The organism is Mycobacterium sp. NTMscope_Eco_3 (assembly GCF_976985685.1).
In genome coordinates, this window is record NZ_CDRJYZ010000001.1 from 3680896 (window position 1) to 3698869 (window position 17974).

Below are 17974 nucleotides of genomic sequence, written 5' to 3' on the forward strand. Positions count from 1 at the left end.
GTGGAGACCTACGACATCGCGATCATCGGAACCGGTTCGGGCAACAGCATTCTCGATGACCGCTTCGCCGACAAACGGGTGGCGATCTGCGAGCAGGGCACCTTCGGCGGCACCTGCCTGAACGTCGGGTGCATCCCGACCAAGATGTTCGTCTACGCCGCCGAAATCGCCCAGACGATTCGGGAGGCGGCGCGCTTCGGCATCGACGCGCGCATCGAGCGGGTGCGCTGGGACGACATCGTCTCGCGCGTCTTCGGGCGCATCGATCCGATCGGGGTCAGCGGTGAGGATTATCGGAATTCCGCGCCCAATATCGACGTGTACAAACAGCACACCCGGTTCGGCCCGGTCCAGGCCGACGGGCGCTACCTGTTGCGCACCGACGCCGGCGACGAGTTCACGGCCGACCAGGTGGTGATCGCGGCCGGCGCGCGGGCCGTGGTGCCGCCGGCGATCCTCGAGTGCGGCGCGACGTACCACACCAGCGACACGATCATGCGAATCCCCGCACTGCCGGAGCATCTGTTGATCGTGGGGGGCGGTTTCGTCGCGGCCGAATTCGCCCACATCTTTTCCTCGCTGGGCTCGCGCGTCACCCTGGTGGTCCGGGGCTCCACATTGCTGCGGCATCTCGACGACGTCATCGGCGAGCGCTTCACCCGCATCGCTGCGAGCAAATGGGAGCTGCACACCCACCGCAACGTCGTGGGCGCCGAAAACCACGGTTCGGGCGTCGCGGTGCAACTCGACGACGGTCGCACCGTGCGCGCCGACGCGCTGCTGGTGGCGACCGGCCGGGTGTCCAACGCCGATCAGCTTGACCTCGAGCAGGCCGGCGTAGCCGTCGAGGACGGCCTGGTGGCCGTGGATCAGTACCAGCGGACCACGGCGCGTGGGGTTTTCGCGCTCGGCGACGTCTCGTCGCCTTATGAGCTCAAGCACGTGGCCAACCACGAGGCGCGCGTCGTGCAGCACAACCTGTTCTGCGACTGGGACGATACCGTAGCGATGGCCGTCACCGACCATCGCTACGTGCCCGCGGCGGTGTTCACCGATCCGCAGGTCGCCTCGGTGGGGCTGACCGAAAACGAGGCCCTCGCAAAAGGTTTCAAGGTCTCGGTGAAGATCCAGGACTACGGCGACGTCGCCTACGGCTGGGCGTCGGAGGACACCACCGGGATCGTCAAGCTCGTCGCCGAGCGCGGCACCGGGCGCCTGCTGGGCGCGCACATCATGGGCCATCAGGCCTCGTCGATCATCCAGCCGTTGATCCAGGCGATGAGCTTCGGGTTGACCGCGCCGCAGATGGCCCGCGGGCAGTACTGGATCCACCCGGCGCTGCCCGAGGTGGTGGAGAACGCGCTCCTGGGTCTGCACTGACCTCAGCGGCGGCGCGCCCGGGCGGGGGGTTCGTCGTTCTGGCACTGGGGACACACGCCGTGCAGCGTCAGTCCCGCCGCCTCCGACAGCGCGAAGGAACTGCCCGCGATCGCATGCTCGAGCGCCAGGCTCAGCCGGCGGGCGGGCACCTCGATGATCGTGCCGCACTTCGTACATACCGCGTGGTGGTGCGGCGCGGTGGCCAGCCCGTAGGTCGTGACACCCCCGTCGACGGTCAGCGCGTGCAGCACCCCCTGATCGACCAGGGTGGTCACCGTGCGGTAGACGGTGGCCACGTCGGGCGCCTGGGCTCCCGGGGGCAGACATTCACGCATGCGCCGGTCGATCTCGGCCACCGACAGGTGTCCGTTGACCGGTTCGAGCACCGCCAGCACCTGGATCCGCGACGCCATCCGCCGCAGCCCGCGGGCGCGCAGCAGATCGCCGATCCGCTCGGTGACCGAGGCATCGAGTAATGGCGGCTTGGGCGTCACCGGTTCAGTGTCACGCCGCGGCGCCGGGATCGCCAGCCTTCGACGCGATCGAGGGCCACGATTCTGCGATTCACTTGCAACTGGCGCGGCGCGGTACTTACAGTCGTGCCGGTTGTTCTCTGCCCGACACCGCACGGATGCGCCGGAAGGACCCCAGTGGCCAGCACGGAGATCGACTGGCGGCCGTCACGGACCACCAGGCTGCTCGGCTCGCTGACCCGCGCGGAGTGGTGGCGCCTGGCCTCGATGCTGGCGGTCATCCTCGCGCTGCACCTGCTCGGCTGGCTCACCCTGGTGCTCTTGGTGGCTCCGGCCCAATACAGCTTGGGCGGCAAAGCTTTTGGCGTCGGCATCGGATTGACGGCCTATACCCTGGGCATGCGGCACGCCTTCGACGCCGACCACATCGCCGCCATCGACAACACCACCCGCAAGCTGATGAACGATGGGCAGCGTCCGCTGGGCGTCGGCTTCTTCTTTTCGCTGGGCCACTCCACGGTGGTGTTCGGGCTGGCGCTGTTGCTGGCGTGCGGGGTGAAGACGGTCGTCGGGCCGGTCGAGGACGACTCCTCGACGCTGCACCACTACACCGGGTTGATCGGCACCAGCGTCTCCGGCGTGTTCCTGTACGCCATCGCCCTTCTCAACGTCATCGTCCTGGTCGGCATCCTGCGCGTCTTCGCGCGGTTGCGCCGCGGCGAATACGATCCCGACACCGACGGGGCCGAACTCGAGCGGCAATTGCAGAGCCGCGGACTGATGAACCGGCTCCTCGGCCGGTTCACCAAGTCGATCACCAAGTCGTGGCACTGCTATCCGATCGGGTTGCTGTTCGGGCTGGGTTTCGACACCGCCACCGAGATCGCGCTGCTGGTGCTGGCCGGCACCAGCGCCGCGGCCGGGCTGCCGTGGTACGCCATCGTGTGCCTGCCGGTGCTGTTCACCGCGGGCATGTGCCTGCTGGACACCATCGACGGCTCGTTCATGAATTTCGCCTACGGGTGGGCCTTTTCCAATCCGGTGCGCAAGATCTACTACAACATCACCATCACCGCGCTGTCGGTGGCGGTCGCCCTGCTGATCGGGAGCGTCGAACTGCTCGTCCTGTTCGCCGACCAATTCGGTTGGCGGGGCGCGTTCTGGAACTGGATCGGCGGGCTCGACCTCAACACGGTGGGCTACATCGTCGTCGGCATGTTCGTCGTCACCTGGGCGGTGGCCCTGCTCGTCTGGCGCTACGGCCGCATCGAAGAGAAGTGGGGCCCCGCCGATCTGGGGGCCGAGTCCGCGACCTAGCGGGTCACCGGGCACGGGCGTGCGCGGCGCGAAGCGTTGACAACGCCCGGCAGCGGGAGTAGACCCAAAAAACAGCGCCGCGCAAGTGGGCCGACGGTCGACTCCGGCGGCGCAGGAGCCCCGGCCCGGCTCCGGAAAGCTGCAGCATGCCAACGGAAGCAGCAGTCAAGACAGCACAACCGTTGACCCATGCTCTGCGCGGCAAGGCCTCGGGCGCCGCGTCGCGTCTGCACGGAACCGTGATTCGAAGTTTGAGGGGTATCACGGAACGCACCGTCGACACACAACCGCCGTGGCGCCATCACGGCAACCAACTCACCATCCGAACGCGCCGCGCCCGGTAGGTCAGCTACCGGGTCGGCGCGCTCCCTTTCGCACGCACCGACGAATGCCCGTCAGCGCGACCCGAAGAGACTGGAATGGAAGGCAAGTCCCTGGACAGACCGCAAGCGCCGACACAGTCACCCGTCGGGGGTGACGCCATGGCGGATCGCCCGGTGCAGCCGACGGAAACTTCAGCAAGACAAGCGCAGTGGCGCGAGGTGGACGATCCCGGCCGGCCGACCCGGGTGCCGGCATGACAGCGCGCATCCTGGTAGCCGGGATCGGCAACATCTTCCTGGGGGACGACGGGTTCGGCTCGGAAGTGGTCCGCAATGCCGAACTGCCGCAGGATGATCCGACAGTCCAGGTCATCGACTACGGAATCAGAGGGATGCACCTGGCCTATGACCTGCTCGAGGAGTGGGACACGCTGGTCCTCGTCGACGCCGTACCCAGCCGCGGCCATCCCGGCACGTTGCACGTCTTTCAGGCCGATCACGAATCACCTTCGCGGACAGTCGGTCTGGATGGTCACAGCATGGATCCGGCCGCGGTCTTCGCCAGCCTGCGGGCGCTGGGCGGCCGTCCGCCCTACACCGTGGTCGTCGGGTGCGAGGCGGGCAGCGTCGACGAGGGCATCGGGCTGACCGAACCCGTCGCCAAGGCCGTCCCCCGGGCGGCGCGGGCGGTCGAAGAGATCGTCGCGGCGTTGCACGGATCGCCATTGTTCGCGGCCGAAGACAGGTGCTGAATCATGTGTCTGGGCATACCGCCGGATCTGGTTCAGCACCACGACGCCCACGTGGTGTCGCTGCTGGCCGAACACGGGCGCATCGGCGAACCCATCGTCGGGGTCTTTTTCGACGGCACCGGTTACGGCTGCGACGAAATGATCTGGGGCGGTGAGATTTTGACGCTGGACGCCCGGAGCCACCGTTTCGTCCGGGCCGGCCACCTGTTGCCGGTGCCGCTGCCGGGCGGCGATGCAGCGGTGCGCAATCCGTGGCGGATGGCGCTGTCCCAGCTCTGGGCGGCCGACATCGACTGGACTCCGGATCTGGCGCCCGTCGCCGCCGCGACCGATGACGAACTGCGCCTGGTTCGTTCGCAACTGGAGACCGGGACGGGCTGTGTGCCCTGCTCGAGCATGGGACGGCTGTTCGACGCGGTCGCCTCCCTGCTCGGGGTGCGGCACCGTATCGACTACGAGGGGCAAGCCGCCATCGAGCTCGAGGCGCTGGCGGAGTCGGCCGACCACGATCCCGGGCGGCCACGTCCGTCGTTGCCGCTGGCGGTGCGCTCTGACGGGGTGATCGATCCGGTGCCGATGGTGCAGACGATGGTCGCGGCGCTGTATGCCGGGACGCCGCGCGCGGTGCTGGCCGCGGCCTTCCACCACGCCGTCGCGGACGCGGTCGCCGACGTGGTCGCGCGGGTGGCCGGCACGACCCGGTTGGTGGGCCTCACCGGCGGGGTGTTCCAGAATGTTCTGCCGACGTGTGCCTGCCGTGATGTATTGCAGCGCAATGGTTTTGAGGTTCTCGCCCATCACAGTGTGCCGCCGAACGAGGGCGGACCCGCGCTGGGCCGGGCCGCGGTCTCGGTGCTGACGGCGCGGGAGGAGGCGACGCGATGACGACCACCGCCGCCAGCTGTGCGCGCTGGCTGACAGCACGAACCGGCAATTGCCGGTGACCGACCATCGACTGGCGCGCGTCTAGCTTCGACGTCAGACTGGCCCGGTGTCCGGTTCCCTGCGCGACGTGCTGCCCGCCGCGGCCGCCCTGCTCGGCGTTCCGGGCGCGGTCGACACGCTGGCGGTGACCGACCGGGCCGGCTCCGATCGGATCGACCGGGTGCTCGTCGTGCTGGTGGACGGGTTGGGCTGGCACCTGCTTCCGCGGCTGGCCGGCGGCGCGCCGCTGCTGGCCTCCGCGCTGGCCGGCGCCACCGGCCGGCTGACCCAGCTGGAGTGCACCTTCCCGTCGACCACGCCGACCAGCCTGGTGTCCCTGGGCACCGGCGCGGCGCCCGGCGAGCACGGCGTGCTGGGCTTCACCCTGCGGGTGCCGGGCACCGAGACGGTGCTCAACCACGTCCGGTGGCGCGACGACCCGTCCCCGACCGTCTGGCAGCCGGTGCCGACCTGGTTCCAGCGGCTCAAAGAGGCCGGCGTCAGCGCCCGCGCGGTGCTGCCGGCGCCGTTCCTCGGCAGCGGGCTGACCGAGGCCGCCTACCGCGGTGCGGAATTTCGCCCCGCCGGCCCCGCCGACGACTACGCGCGGCTGGTGATCGACGACCTGCTTTCGGCGCCCGGGCTGGTCTACGGCTACACCGCCGAGCTCGACACCGCGGCGCACGTCTTCGGCGTCAGCTCCGAGCAGTGGCATGCGGCGGCGGCCAGCGTCGACGCGCTCCTCTCGCGCCTGCTCGAGGCGCTGCCGCCGAACGCGGCGCTGCTGGTGACCGCCGACCACGGGGGCCTCAACGTCCCGCCGGAGGCCCGTATCGACCTGGACGCCGATCCGCGGTTGGTTCAGGGCGTCCGGGTGGTCGCCGGCGAGCCTCGGGTCCGCTACCTGCATACCGAACCGGGCGCCGGGCCCGATGTGCAGGCCGCATGGGCCGAGGTCCTGGGCGCCCGGGCCACCGTGTACAGCCGCGAGCAGGCGGTGAACACCGGGATGTTCGGGCCGGTCGCCGCGGCGCACCTGGAGCGGCTCGGCGACGTGGTGGTCGTCTGCTCGGGCGACACGGCGGTGCTGGCCAGCGCGCACGAGCCCCCAGAAGCGTCCCGCCTGATCGGTTTCCACGGCGGAGCCAGCCCGGCCGAGATGGCGATCCCGCTCATCGTTTTCCGCCCCTAGCTGCACCGACCGTGGATTCGGACCGACTTCACAGCTCGTTCCGACCGGTTTACCACGATTGACGTTGTACATTCGGCCCACTGTGTTGTTCCGGGGCGGCGGTGAAACTCGGCGGTGGCAGCTCGCCACCGCGATCGTCGCAGCGCTGGGTGTGTTCGTCGCCCTGATCGCGGGTTCGTCGCTGCGGCCCCAGTTCGCCGCGGCGACCCTGCCGGAGCCGGCCGCCTGGTCCGGCGCCACCCCGGGGGCCGGCGCGCACGCGCTCCCGCGGGGCCGCGACGCGGCCGTCGCCCGCCCGGCGCTGGCCGCGGCGCAGTCGCCGGCGCCGGCCAACAACACCACCAAGAAGCCGTTCCACAGCATGTGGATGACGAAGGAACGGCCCCAGTCCTGGAACCGTTGGTCAGCCCACTCGGCCCTGTCGCCGGCGCCGACGATGTTCGGCCCGGCGCGGGTCCCGCCCGACGACACCCAATCCCGTTCTCCCGCAACCATTCCCGCCGACCGAGATACCTTGACCCGGCTCTGCATCGCCCGCGTCTGATCGCCGCACGCCGCGCATTCGCGCGAAAGGGCTTGTCACCCCCGTGCCTATCTCGTGAAGGACGCCCCCATGTTTTCGAGCACCAACCACACCGCCCTCCCCCGGCGGAGGCTGTGATGGATTTCGCGACGCTCCCGCCGGAGATCAACTCCGGGCTGATGTATTCGGGTCCCGGCGCGGGGTCGATGGTCGCGGCCGCCGCGGCGTGGGACAAACTCGCCGCGTGGCTGTGCACCGCGGCGGCCGACTACCGGGCGGTGACCGCGAAGCTGGCGGCGCAATGGGAGGGCACGCCCTCGGCGCTGCGCGACGCCGCCGCGCTCTACACCGACTGGCTGGACGCCAACGCCGCACGAAGCCAGGAGGCGGCCGTCCAGCTCGGTGCGGCGGCCGGGGCGCACGAGGCGGCGTTCGCGGCGACGGTGCCCCCACCGGCGATCGCCGGCAACCGCACGCGCCGCACGGCGCTGGTGTCGGCGAACTGTCTGGGCCAGCACAGCGCGGCGATCGCGGACGTCGACACCGAATACGACGCCATGTGGGCGCGCAACGCCGGTGCCATGTACGCCTACGCCTGCGCCGCCGCCAACGCGGTGACGATGACCCCGTTCGCCCCGCCGCCCGCCGATGCCGGTGCACCCGCAGACACCTGGCCGTTGAAGGCGGCGCCCGAGGTCGTATCGGCCGCCCGCCAAGTGATGTCGGCCATTCCGGGTGCCCTCAAGCACCTGTCGTCGGCAACGCAGACCACGTTCGAGGCGTCCCTTGCCTCGGTGACACCGTCGCTGTCGAAGCTCAATTCGCTGACCGCGCCGTCGGATTTCGCGATCGGCCACCTGAATTCGATGAACAAGGCGGCGGCGCTGCGAACACTTTTCCCCAAACCGGCCGCCGCCAACGGGGTCAGCGCGCGCCTCGGCCGCGGGATATCGCTCGGCGCGCTGTCGGTGCCGCGCACCTGGGCCACGGCCGCACCCGACGCCCAGGCGTTGCGCGGGGACCGGCGGGCGAACACGCGCGCGTGGTCACGGCCGGTGCGGCATCCGGCCGGCGAATACGGCGGCTAGAGCGGGGTCACGTAGGCCGAGCTGATGCCGCCGTCGACCAGGAACGTCGACGCCGTGATGAACGACGCGTCGTCGCTCGCCAAAAACGCGACCGCGGCAGCGATTTCGCCGGGGTCGGCGAAGCGGCCCACCGGCACGTGCACCAGCCGGCGCGCGGCCCGTTCGGGGTCCTTGGCGAAAAGCTCTTGCAGCAGTGGGGTGTTGACCGGCCCCGGGCACAGGGCGTTCACCCGGATGCCCTGCCGGGCGAACTGCACCCCCAGTTCCCGCGACATGGCCAGCACGCCGCCCTTGGAGGCGGTGTAGGAGATTTGCGACGTCGCCGACCCCAGGACGGCGACGAACGACGCCGTGTTGATGATCGAGCCCCGCCGCGCGGGGACCATGTGCCGCAACGCCGCCCGGCAGCAGAGGTACACCGACTTCAGGTTGACGTCCTGGACGCGTTGCCAGGCGGGCAGTTCGGTGTTCTCGATGAGGTCGTCATCGGGCGGCGAGATGCCGGCGTTGTTGAACGCGATGTCGACGCGGCCGTAGGCCTGGGCCGCGGTATCGAACAACGCGTTGACCGCGTCCTCGTCGGCGACGTCGGTGGGCACGAACAGGCCGGACAGCTCGTCGGCCGCGGCGGCGCCCGCGTCGCCGTCGACGTCGGCGACCACGATGGTGGCGCCTTCGGCACGCATGCGCCGCGCCGACGCCAACCCGATGCCGCCGCCGGCGCCGGTGACGACGGCGACCCGGCCCGCCAACCGTTGGGTGAGATCGACCGCCACCGCCTAATCCTCTCCGATCGCGATGAAGACGTTCTTGGTCTCGGTGAATCCCAACGGCGCATCCGGGCCCAGCTCGCGGCCCAGGCCCGACTGCTTGAACCCACCGAACGGGGTGTTGTACCGGACCGATGAGTGCGAATTCACCGACAGATTGCCGGATTCGACCGCGCGAGACACGCGCAGGGCACGCGACAGATCGCGCGTCCAGATCGATCCGGACAGGCCGTAGGCGGTGTCGTTGGCCAGCGCGACGGCGTCCTGCTCGTCGTCGAAGGCCAGCACGGTGACCACCGGGCCGAAGATCTCCTCGGTGACGCTGCGGTCGGTGCGCTGCGGGGTCAGAACCGTTGGCGGGAACCAGAATCCGCGCCCGCTCGGCGCGGTGCCGCGAAACGCGACCGGCGCGCCGTCGGGCACGTAGGAGGCCACCTTGGCGCGGTGCGCGGCCGACACCAGCGGGCCCATCTCGGTGTCCCGGGACGCGGGATCGCCGACGACGACGCCCTTGACCGCGGGTTCGAGCAGCTCCATGAAGCGGTCATACACGCTGCGCTGCACCAGGATCCGGCTGCGGGCGCAGCAGTCCTGCCCGGCATTGTCGAAGACGCCGGCCGGCGCGGTGGCGGCGGCCCGCTCCAGATCGCAGTCGGCGAACACGATGTTGGCGCTCTTGCCGCCCAGCTCCAGGGTCACCCGCTTCACCCGGGCGGCCGCGCCGGCCAGCACCCTTTTGCCGACTTCGGTCGAGCCGGTGAACACGATCTTGGCGATGTCGGGGTGCGTGACGAACCGCTCCCCGACCACCGCGCCCGGCCCGGGCAACACCTGGAGCAGGCCTTCGTCCAGGCCGGCCTCCGCCGCCAGCTCGCCGAGCCGGATCGTGGTCAGCGGCGTCGCCTCGGCGGGCTTGATCAGCACGGCGTTGCCGGCGGCCAGGGCCGGCGCGAAGCCCCAGGAGGCGATGGGCATCGGGAAGTTCCACGGGGTGATCACCCCGACCACACCCAGCGGCTCGTTGAAGGTGACGTCCAGGCCGCCGGCCACCGGAATTTGCTTGCCGGACAATCGTTCCGGGCTGGCGGCGTAGTAGGTCAGCACGTCGCGGACGTGGCCGGCCTCCCACTCGGCCGAGGCGACGGGATGCCCCGCGTTGGCGACCTCGAGGGCCGCCAGCTCGTCGACATGGGTGTCGACGGCGGCGGCGAAAGCCCTTAGGCCGGCCGCCCGTTCGGCCGGTGACCGCCGCGCCCACCGCCGCTGCGCCGCCCGGGCCCGGGCCACCGCGTCGTCGACGGCCGCGGCGTCGACGTGCTCGACCGAGCGCAGCACTTCCTCGGTCGCCGGGTTGATCAGTTGGGTGGCGCTCATGTCAGCACCCCGCATACGACCGGGCCGCGTCCACGATCGCGGCGAACAACCGCAGATCCTCCAGGGACTGTTCCGGATGCCATTGCACGGCAAGCACAAACCGGTCCCCGGGGAGCTCCAGGGCCTCGACGACGCCGTCGGCATCGGTCGCGCTGACCACCAGCCCGTCCCCGACGCGGTCGATGGCCTGGTGGTGATAGCACGGGGCGTCGGCGCTCTCCCCCACCAGCGCGGCCAGCCGGGTGCCCGCCACGGTGCGCACCGGCAACCGGGTGAACACCCCGTCGCCGGCGCGGTGCCCGCAGTGCCCGAGCACGTCGGGCAGGTGCTGGTGCAGCGTGCCGCCGAGCGCGACGTTGAGCACCTGTGCGCCGCGGCAGATCCCGAGCACCGGCAGCCCCCGGTCCAGCGCGCCGCGCAGCAGCGCGAACTCCCAGGCGTCGCGGTCGGTGCGGGGTTCGTCGGTCGCCGGATGCGGTTGCTGGCCGTAGCTGGCGGGGTCGAGGTCATAGCCGCCGGTGATCACCAGCGCGTGCAGGCCGTCGAGCACCGCGCCGACGATCTCGGCGTCCACCGGTTGCGGGGGCAGCAGCACGGCGATCCCGCCGGCCTGGATGACGCCCTCGAAGTAGTCGGTCGGCAGGTATCCGGCCGGGATGTCCCAGATCCCGGTCTGCACCCGCTCCAGGTACGTGGTCAGGCCCACCACCGGGCGGCTTGGTGCCTGTGGCGATCGCAAGCGCGGCGCAGCCGGGCGCAGCGGGTCGCCACCATCCAGCTCAGAGCCGTTCAAAACCACGCGTCCTTTCCCAGTCGGTGACCGCCGCGTTGAAGGCCGCCAGCTCCACGCGGGCGTTGTTCAGGTAGTGGGCGACCACGTCGTCGCCGAACACCTCCCGCGCGAGGGTCGAGCGCTCGAAGGCCGAGGCCGCCTCGGCCAGGGTGGCGGGCAGCCGCTCGACGCCGGGGGCGTGATAGGCGTTCCCCGCGTAAGGCTCCGGTGGCTCGAGGCCCCGTTCGACACCGTACAGCCCGCCGGCGACGATCGCCGCCACCGCCAGATACGGGTTGACGTCGCCGCCGGGCACCCGGCACTCGACCCGTGTGTTGGGCCCGTGGCCGACCACCCGCAGTGCGCAGGTGCGGTTGTCCAGCCCCCAGGCCAGCGCGGTGGGCGCGAAGCTGCCGTCGGCGAATCGCTTGTAGGAGTTGATGTTCGGCGCATAGAACAGGGTGAAGTCGCGCAGGGTGGCCAGCAGGCCGGCCAGGAAGCTGCCGAATGTCGACGACATGCCGTGCGGGCGGCCGGGGTCGGCGAACACCGCGCTACCCTGCGGGTCGCGCAGCGAGAGGTGTACGTGGCAGCTGTTGCCTTCTCGCTCATCGTATTTCGCCATGAAGGTCAGGCTTTTGCCGTGCTGATCGGCGATCTCCTTGGCCCCGTTCTTGTAGATGACGTGGTTGTCGCAGGTGACCAGCGCCTCGTCGTAGCGGAATCCGATCTCCTGCTGCCCCCTGTTGCATTCGCCTTTGACGGCCTCGAATTGCAGTCCCGCGCCGGCCATCCCGCGCCGGATGTCGCGCAGCAGCGGCTCCATGCGCGACGACGCCGCGATCGCATAGTCGATGTTGTAGTCGCTGGCCGGGGTCAGCCCGCGGTATCCGCTGGCCCACGCCTGGCGATACGGCTCGTCGAACACCATGAATTCCAGCTCGGTCGCGGCGTCGGCGATCAGCCCGCGCTGGGCCAGCCGGTCGAGTTGGCGGCGCAGGATGGCCCGCGGCGACACGGCGACCGGGCTGCCGTCCGCCCAGCCCACGTCGGCGATCACCAACGCGGTCCCGGGCAGCCAGGGAATGCGCCGCAGGGTGGACAGGTCAGGCGTCAGCACCGCGTCGCCGTATCCGGTGTCCCAGCTCGACATCGCGTAGCCACCGACGGTGTTCATGTCGACGTCGACCGCCAGCAGATAGCCGCAGCACTCGGCGCCGTGGGCGGCCACCTCGTCGACGAACAGGTGCGCGTCCACCCGCTTGCCGACCAGGCGTCCCTGCATGTCGGCGAATGCCACGATGACCGTGTCCACCGCGCCGCCGGCCACCAGTTGCTGCAGGGCGGTCAGCGAGAGCATCGCGGCGTTCGGGCCGGTCACGGCGTCATCTTCGGAGGCCATGACCGCTAGTCAACCAGGCGCTACCAGGTGCTGGTGCGCAAAATGATCTCGGCGGCCAATTGCGCCGTCGACTCCTGCACGGTGCGCCGTCCCAGGTGCACCACCCGGTAGTCGGCGTAGACGTACTGCTGGCTGGCCTGGGCCACCGACCGGGCGGCCGGCGAGCTGACCAACACGGTGGTGCCGATCTCGACCGGCGGGCAATGTCCGTCGCGGATGGCGCCGTCGCGGTCGCCGGCGCGCGGATGCCCGCGATCGATCACCACCAGTCCCACGAACCGGCCCAGCCGGGTCGCCGTCAGTTCCCAGGCGAGGTCGCCGCCGGCGCGGTCGCCCATGACGACGGCCCAGCCGATTCCCAGCGCGTCGAGAATGCCGATCACCGACTTGGGGGTCAGCCGCGGGTCGAAACCGACGACGACCGTCCGCAGCGATGCGGTGTGCAGGCGCTCGCAGACCGCGTCATACGCGGCGGGGGCGCGCTCCTCGTCGCCCAATATGACGACGACGACGCCCGTCTCCGGTCCGGCCACAACGACCGGGACCGGGAACCCCTCCAGGGTGGTCATCATCGAGGACACCCAAGCACGCTACAGCCAAACGGCATGGGTGCGCGACGATTCTGGGGCATGTGATACAGGGACACAGTTTCCACCGGCATCGTATGACGGCGTTACGGCCACGGCGTCAACGGCGATGTTCACTTCGCGACGTCGACGAAAGTCCTACGGGCGCAACCGACTTACGAGACAGGGCCGCGTCGGTGGCGGCCCGTGCAGCAGCCCGAGGACGGCGTCGACGTCGAGGTGGGCGGCCAGCAGGTCGGCGGCGAGATCGAGTTGGGCGTCGCGTCGCGCCGCGACGTTGGTGCCGTCGTCGACGACGAAGCCGCGCCGGCCGGCGGCGTCGGCGACCCGGGTGAGCCAGGCGCGCCGGAAGTCGTCGTTGTCGAGCAGGCCGTGCCAATGCGTCCCAAAGACCGCGCCGCGCACCACACCTTGCGGTCGCGGCTCGGCGCCCGCGTCGAACCACGTTTGCTCGGCGCAGCGGGCGATCCGCCCGTGGTGGATCTCGTACCCGCTCAAGGGACCGTCGATCCCACGTTGCCAGCGGCGCAAGGTCTTGGCCGGATCGAAGGCGATGTCGGCGTCCAGCAGGCCCAGCCCCGGCACGTCGCCCGCCCCGGACTCCACCGGGTCGTCGATGCGACGGCACAGCATCTGAAATCCCCCGCAGATCCCCAGCACCGGCTTGCCGGCCCGCGCGTGCGCCATGACTGCCTCGGCCAGGCCGCGCTCGCGCAGCCAGGACAGGTCGGCGACGGTGGCCTTGCTGCCGGGGACGACGATCAGGTCGGCGTCGGCCGCGTCGGCGGGGTCGGCGGCCCAGCGCACCAACACCCCCGGTTCGCACGCCAGCGCCTCGACGTCGGTGGAGTTGGAAATCCGGGGCAGCCGGACCGCCGCCACCCGCAACCACTCGTCACCGCGCGGCGGGGCGGGCGCGCCGATGACGCGGTGCGCGACCACCGACAGGGAGTCCTCGGCGTCGAGCCACAGCTCGTCGGCGTACGGCAGCACCCCGTAGGTGGGCCGGCCCGTCATGGCCTGCAGCTGGCGCAATCCCGGCTCCAGCAGCGCGGGATCGCCCCGGAATTTGTTGACGATGAAACCGGAGATCAGCGCCTGGTCGTCGGGCTCGAGCACCGCGACCGTGCCGAACAGGTGCGCGAGCAGGCCGCCGCGGTCGATGTCGCCGACCAGGACCACCGGCAGGTTGGCCTCCCGGGCCAATCCCATGTTGGCCAAATCCGTGGCGCGCAGGTTGATTTCGGCGGGAGAGCCCGCACCCTCGCAGATCACTGCGTCGAATTCGTCGCGCAGGCACGTCAATTCGTCGAGCACGACGGCGGCGAGCTGATCGCGGTGTCGCACATAGCTTTTCGCGCTGACCGAGTCGGCGACCCGGCCCTTGATCACGAGCTGCGAGGTGCGGTCGCTGCCCGGTTTGAGCAGGATCGGGTTGAACCGCACGCTGGGTTCCAGACCGGCCGCGCGGGCCTGAATCGCCTGGGCGCGGCCGATTTCGCCGCCTTCGACGGTGACCACGGAGTTGTTGGACATGTTCTGCGCCTTGAACGGGGCGACCCGAATTCCGCGGCGGGCCAGTAGCCGGCACAGGGCGGCGACCACCACCGATTTGCCGGCGTCGGAGCTGGTGCCGGCGACCAGCAGCGCCCCGCTCACCTCGTCGTGGCGAGCAGTGGGAGCCTCACGGCAGCGTGAGGATTTCGGCGCCGGTGTCGGTGACCAGCAGGGTGTGCTCGAACTGCGCGGTCCACTTGCGGTCCTTGGTGACCACCGTCCAGCCGTCGTCCCAGATCTCGTAGTCCAGGCCGCCGAGGTTGATCATCGGCTCGATGGTGAACGTCATGCCCGGCTGCATGATCGTCGACACGGATGGCTGGTCGTAGTGCAGGACGACCAGGCCGTTGTGAAACGTGGTGCCGATGCCGTGACCGGTGAAGTCGCGAACCACGTTGTAGCCGAACCGATTCGCGTACGACTCGATGACGCGGCCGACGACCGACAGGGCACGCCCGGGCTTCACGGCGTTGATGGCGCGCATCGTCGCCTCCCGGGTTCGCTCCACCAGCAGCCGGTGTTCTTCCGAGACATCGCCGGCCAGGAACGTGGCGTTGGTGTCGCCGTGCACCCCGTCGATGTAGGCGGTGACGTCGATGTTGACGATGTCGCCGTCGGCGATCACCGTCGAGTCGGGGATGCCGTGGCAGATGACCTCGTTGAGCGACGTGCAGCACGACTTCGGAAAGCCCTTGTAGCCCAGCGTCGACGGGTAGGCGCCGTGGTCGACCATGTATTCGTGGGCGATCCGGTCAAGCTGGTCGGTGGTCACGCCCGGCGCGACCGCCTTGCCGGCCTCCACCAGCGCGCGCGCCGCGATGCGGCCGGCGACCCGCATCTTCTCGATCACCTCGGGCGTCTGCACCCACGGTTCGCTGCCCTCCTGGACCGTCGGCTTCCAGGCGTACTCGGGGCGCGGGATGCTGCCGGGCACCGGCAGAGTCGGGGACAACTCTCCGGGGGAAAGCGCGGTGCGAGCGGGCATGCGACCAGCTTAACCGGGCCCCCCGGGCCGATCAGAGTCGCTGGCGGCGCAGCAGCGAGCGGCGCGGGCCCCGGATGATCACCGAGCCGCACACCACCCGCCCGGTCAGCACGACGTGCGGCCTGCCCTCGCCGGGCGGGTCTTTGCGGCGATCGCTGGCGCTGCCGACGTAGACCTCGACGTCGTCGATCGACGCGCTGGTGCCATCGGGCAATCGGATCTCCACCGAGCCGAACCGCATGTCCAGTTCGATGACCACCACCGGCCCGGCGAACCGGGCCTTGGTGAGGTCGAGTTCCACCGAGCCCAGCCGGCGCACCAGCGCCAGGCGGGTGGGCACCGTCCATTCGCCGTGCCGCTTGAGCGAGCCCGCCCAGCCGCGCAGTTCCACCCTGTCGGCCGCCGAGGTGACGATGGCGCCCGGCCCCGGCAGATCGCCGACCAGACCGTCCAGCTCGCCGCGCGTGCGCGCGTAGGACACCTGCGACGAGCGCTGCTCGAATTCGTCGATGTCGATCAGCCCGAGCGCGACCGCGTTGTGCAGCCGCCGCATCGTGCCGTTGCGGTCGGCGTCGGAGACGCGCAGCGCCACCATGTCGCCGCCGGTATCGGTCATGCTCGCAATTTACCGTCGATGCGGCCCGGGCGGTCTGGGCGCTAGGCCAGAAAGTCTGGCGGCAGCGACTCGAGCATCACCTTGGTCATCCGGACGGCGTACTCCGAGCTGCCACCCCCGACGATCAGCGCGGCGAACGCGAGATCGCCGCGGTAGCCGGCGAACCAGGAATGCGACCCGCCGGGGAACTCGGCCTCACCGGTCTTCCCGTACACCTCGCCGCAGCCGGCGATCTCCTTGGCGGTCCCGTTGGTCACCACCAGCCGCATCATGGGCCGCAACGCGTCCACCATCTTCGGGCTGATCGGCGTGGTATCGCCCTGGACGGCCGTCTGGCGGCCCGCGATCAGTTGCGGCACGGGCGTCTTGCCGGCGGCGACCGTCGCCGCCACCAGGGCCATGCCGAACGGACTGGCCAGCACCTTGCCCTGGCCGAAGCCGTCCTCGGTGCGCTCGGCGAGGTCCACCGTCGGCGGGACCGAGCCGGTCACCGTGGTGATGCCGTCGATCTGATAGTCCAGCCCGATCCCGTAGCGGGAGGCCGCCTGGGTCAGGCCGCGCGGGGGCATCTTGCTGCTGAGCTCGGCGAAGGTGGTGTTGCACGAGCTGGCGAACGCCCGCGACATCGGCACCACCCCGAGGTCGAAGCCCCCGTAGTTGGGGACGGTGCGGTGCCCGATGTCGAGATGGCCCGGGCAGCCCAGCATGGTGTTGGGGGTGGCCATGTCGCGTTCGACCGCCGCGCCGGCGGTGACCATCTTGAACGTCGACCCGGGCGGGAACAGCCCGGTGGTGGCCGGTAGGCCGTCGGCGTCGGCGCCCGCGTTCTGGGCGATCGCGAGGATCTCTCCGGTCGACGGCTTGATCACCACGATCATCGCCTTGCCGCCGCGGGTGTCCACGGCATGCTGGGCGGCGTTTTGCACGGCCCGGTCCATGGTGAGCGACACCGACGGGGCCGGTGACCCCTCGACCTCGTGCAGCACTTCGACCTCGACGCCGTTCTGGTTGACGCTCACCACCCGCCAGCCGGCCTCGCCGTCGAGCTGGTCCTCGACGGCCTTCTTCACCGCGGAGACGACCGCGGGCGCGAAATGCGGGTCGGTGGGCAACATTTCGGGCTGGGGCGTGACCACGATGCCGGGCAGCCGGCCGATCGCCGGGAACACCTTGTCGTTGTCGTCGGGGTGCAGCGTGACGCCCAGGTCGACCGGGTGGGGCGTCGAACTGGCCTGCTCGGCGAGCAGCTGCGGGTCATTGAGCGCATCGTTGAAGGGGTGCAGCACGTCGACCACCGCGTGCGCCGTGCCGAACAGCGCGGGCCCAGCCTGGGTGGCGTCCAGCGTGTAGTGGTACAGGTAGCCCGGCACCAACACGTCGCTGCCACCGAGTTCGTTGACCGAGGCGCGGCGCGGCCGATCCGCGCGCAGCGCGAACGTCTGGTGCTCACCCAATTTCGCGTGCAGCGCGGTGGTGGTCCAGCGCACCCGCCAGCGACCCTCGTCGCGCGCCATCCTCAGCTGCCCGTCGTAGCTCCACACCCGGTTTTTGGGCAGGTGCCAGGCGAAGCGATAGCCGACCGTGCCGGTGTCCTCGGCGTACTTGGCGTTGAGGACCTGCGCGTCGAGGTGGGTCGCCTGCAGGCCGGACCAGGCCGCGTTGAGCGCTTCGCGGGCGTCGTTGGGGCTGTCGCTGAGCTGTGCGGCCGTCGCGGTGTCGCCGACGGCCAGGGCGCGGAAGAACTGCTCCGCGACCGGACCCGGGCCGTCGGGCCGCGGCGTGCACCCGGACAGCGCGACGACCGCGACGAGCAGCAGACCTGAAACGGATGAGGCCGCTGTTGTTCTAGTTACCATCGGTGCTGATGTTATGAGCTGCGGCCTGAACCGCGGCGCCGCCACACCGAGACCGAACCGTTATGCGTGGTCGCGGTAGCTCG

16 protein-coding genes and 1 pseudogene are annotated in these 17974 nt (G+C 70.4%); 7 read left to right on the forward strand and 10 right to left on the reverse strand.

What is annotated here, in order from left to right; genetic code table 11:
- The gene (gene mtr, locus AC0KTM_RS16815) at nt 1–1380 is read left to right on the forward strand and encodes a mycothione reductase (protein WP_225330148.1); all 1380 of its coding nucleotides are present in this window, start codon (nt 1–3) and stop codon (nt 1378–1380) included.
- 2 nt (nt 1381–1382) lie between these two features.
- Here the strand turns inward: mtr and AC0KTM_RS16820 are convergent, their stop codons facing one another.
- Entirely contained in the window at nt 1383–1874 is a 492-nt protein-coding gene (locus tag AC0KTM_RS16820) for a Fur family transcriptional regulator (RefSeq protein WP_225330147.1), read from the reverse strand.
- Between the two features lie 156 nt (nt 1875–2030).
- Between AC0KTM_RS16820 and nicT the strand changes: the two genes are divergently transcribed.
- The 6 genes and pseudogenes from nicT (at nt 2031) to AC0KTM_RS16850 (ending at nt 7972) form a co-directional block, all read left to right on the forward strand.
- Complete coding sequence (gene nicT / locus AC0KTM_RS16825) at nt 2031–3170, forward strand: Nickel transporter NicT (RefSeq protein ID WP_225330146.1); 1140 nt, start codon at nt 2031–2033, stop codon at nt 3168–3170.
- A gap of 577 nt (nt 3171–3747) precedes the next feature.
- Entirely contained in the window at nt 3748–4245 is a 498-nt protein-coding gene (locus AC0KTM_RS16830) for a hydrogenase maturation protease (RefSeq protein WP_225330145.1), read from the forward strand.
- An 18-nt stretch (nt 4246–4263) separates the two neighbouring features.
- A pseudogene (locus AC0KTM_RS16835) lies at nt 4264–5130 on the forward strand (Kae1-like domain-containing protein); the annotation flags it as partial.
- Between the two features lie 106 nt (nt 5131–5236).
- A complete protein-coding gene (locus tag AC0KTM_RS16840) occupies nt 5237–6361 on the forward strand; it encodes an alkaline phosphatase family protein (RefSeq protein ID WP_472416205.1) in 1125 nt (374 codons plus the stop codon).
- Nucleotides 6362–6443: 82 nt separating this feature from the next.
- Complete coding sequence (locus AC0KTM_RS16845) at nt 6444–6905, forward strand: hypothetical protein (protein ID WP_225341282.1); 462 nt, start codon at nt 6444–6446, stop codon at nt 6903–6905.
- A gap of 116 nt (nt 6906–7021) precedes the next feature.
- Entirely contained in the window at nt 7022–7972 is a 951-nt protein-coding gene (locus AC0KTM_RS16850; RefSeq protein ID WP_238956453.1) for a PPE family protein, read from the forward strand.
- On the opposite strand, the gene AC0KTM_RS16855 is transcribed toward AC0KTM_RS16850, so the two are convergent.
- The 9 genes from AC0KTM_RS16855 to AC0KTM_RS16895 all read right to left on the reverse strand — a co-directional run bounded on the left by AC0KTM_RS16855 (nt 7969) and on the right by AC0KTM_RS16895 (nt 17891).
- A complete protein-coding gene (locus AC0KTM_RS16855; protein ID WP_238956454.1) occupies nt 7969–8748 on the reverse strand; it encodes a 3-oxoacyl-ACP reductase in 780 nt (259 codons plus the stop codon). The genes AC0KTM_RS16850 and AC0KTM_RS16855 overlap by 4 nt on opposite strands.
- A 3-nt stretch (nt 8749–8751) precedes the next feature.
- On the reverse strand, nt 8752–10116 hold the full coding sequence (locus tag AC0KTM_RS16860) for an aldehyde dehydrogenase family protein (RefSeq protein WP_238956455.1): 1365 nt from the start codon (nt 10114–10116) through the stop codon (nt 8752–8754).
- Nucleotide 10117: 1 nt separating this feature from the next.
- Nucleotides 10118–10915, reverse strand: a complete 798-nt coding sequence (locus tag AC0KTM_RS16865; RefSeq protein WP_238956456.1) for a gamma-glutamyl-gamma-aminobutyrate hydrolase family protein — start codon at nt 10913–10915, stop codon at nt 10118–10120.
- Nucleotides 10896–12290, reverse strand: coding sequence for a glutamine synthetase family protein (locus AC0KTM_RS16870; protein ID WP_275254179.1), 1395 nt, complete (start codon nt 12288–12290; stop codon nt 10896–10898). Before AC0KTM_RS16870 ends, AC0KTM_RS16865 begins: the two co-directional genes overlap by 20 nt.
- A gap of 20 nt (nt 12291–12310) precedes the next feature.
- A complete protein-coding gene (locus AC0KTM_RS16875; protein WP_225328598.1) occupies nt 12311–12862 on the reverse strand; it encodes an alpha/beta hydrolase in 552 nt (183 codons plus the stop codon).
- Nucleotides 12863–13015: 153 nt separating this feature from the next.
- Nucleotides 13016–14536, reverse strand: coding sequence for a cobyric acid synthase (locus tag AC0KTM_RS16880; RefSeq protein WP_238956457.1), 1521 nt, complete (start codon nt 14534–14536; stop codon nt 13016–13018).
- 25 nt (nt 14537–14561) lie between these two features.
- Nucleotides 14562–15419 (reverse strand): type I methionyl aminopeptidase, encoded by an 858-nt coding sequence (map, locus tag AC0KTM_RS16885; RefSeq protein ID WP_238956458.1) that lies wholly within the window; start codon nt 15417–15419, stop codon nt 14562–14564.
- A 31-nt stretch (nt 15420–15450) separates the two neighbouring features.
- A complete protein-coding gene (locus AC0KTM_RS16890) occupies nt 15451–16035 on the reverse strand; it encodes a DUF1707 SHOCT-like domain-containing protein (protein ID WP_472416207.1) in 585 nt (194 codons plus the stop codon).
- A gap of 41 nt (nt 16036–16076) precedes the next feature.
- Nucleotides 16077–17891: a penicillin-binding transpeptidase domain-containing protein gene (locus AC0KTM_RS16895; protein ID WP_238956459.1), complete on the reverse strand. Its 1815-nt coding sequence runs from the start codon at nt 17889–17891 to the stop codon at nt 16077–16079.
- Nucleotides 17892–17974 lie beyond the last annotated feature (83 nt).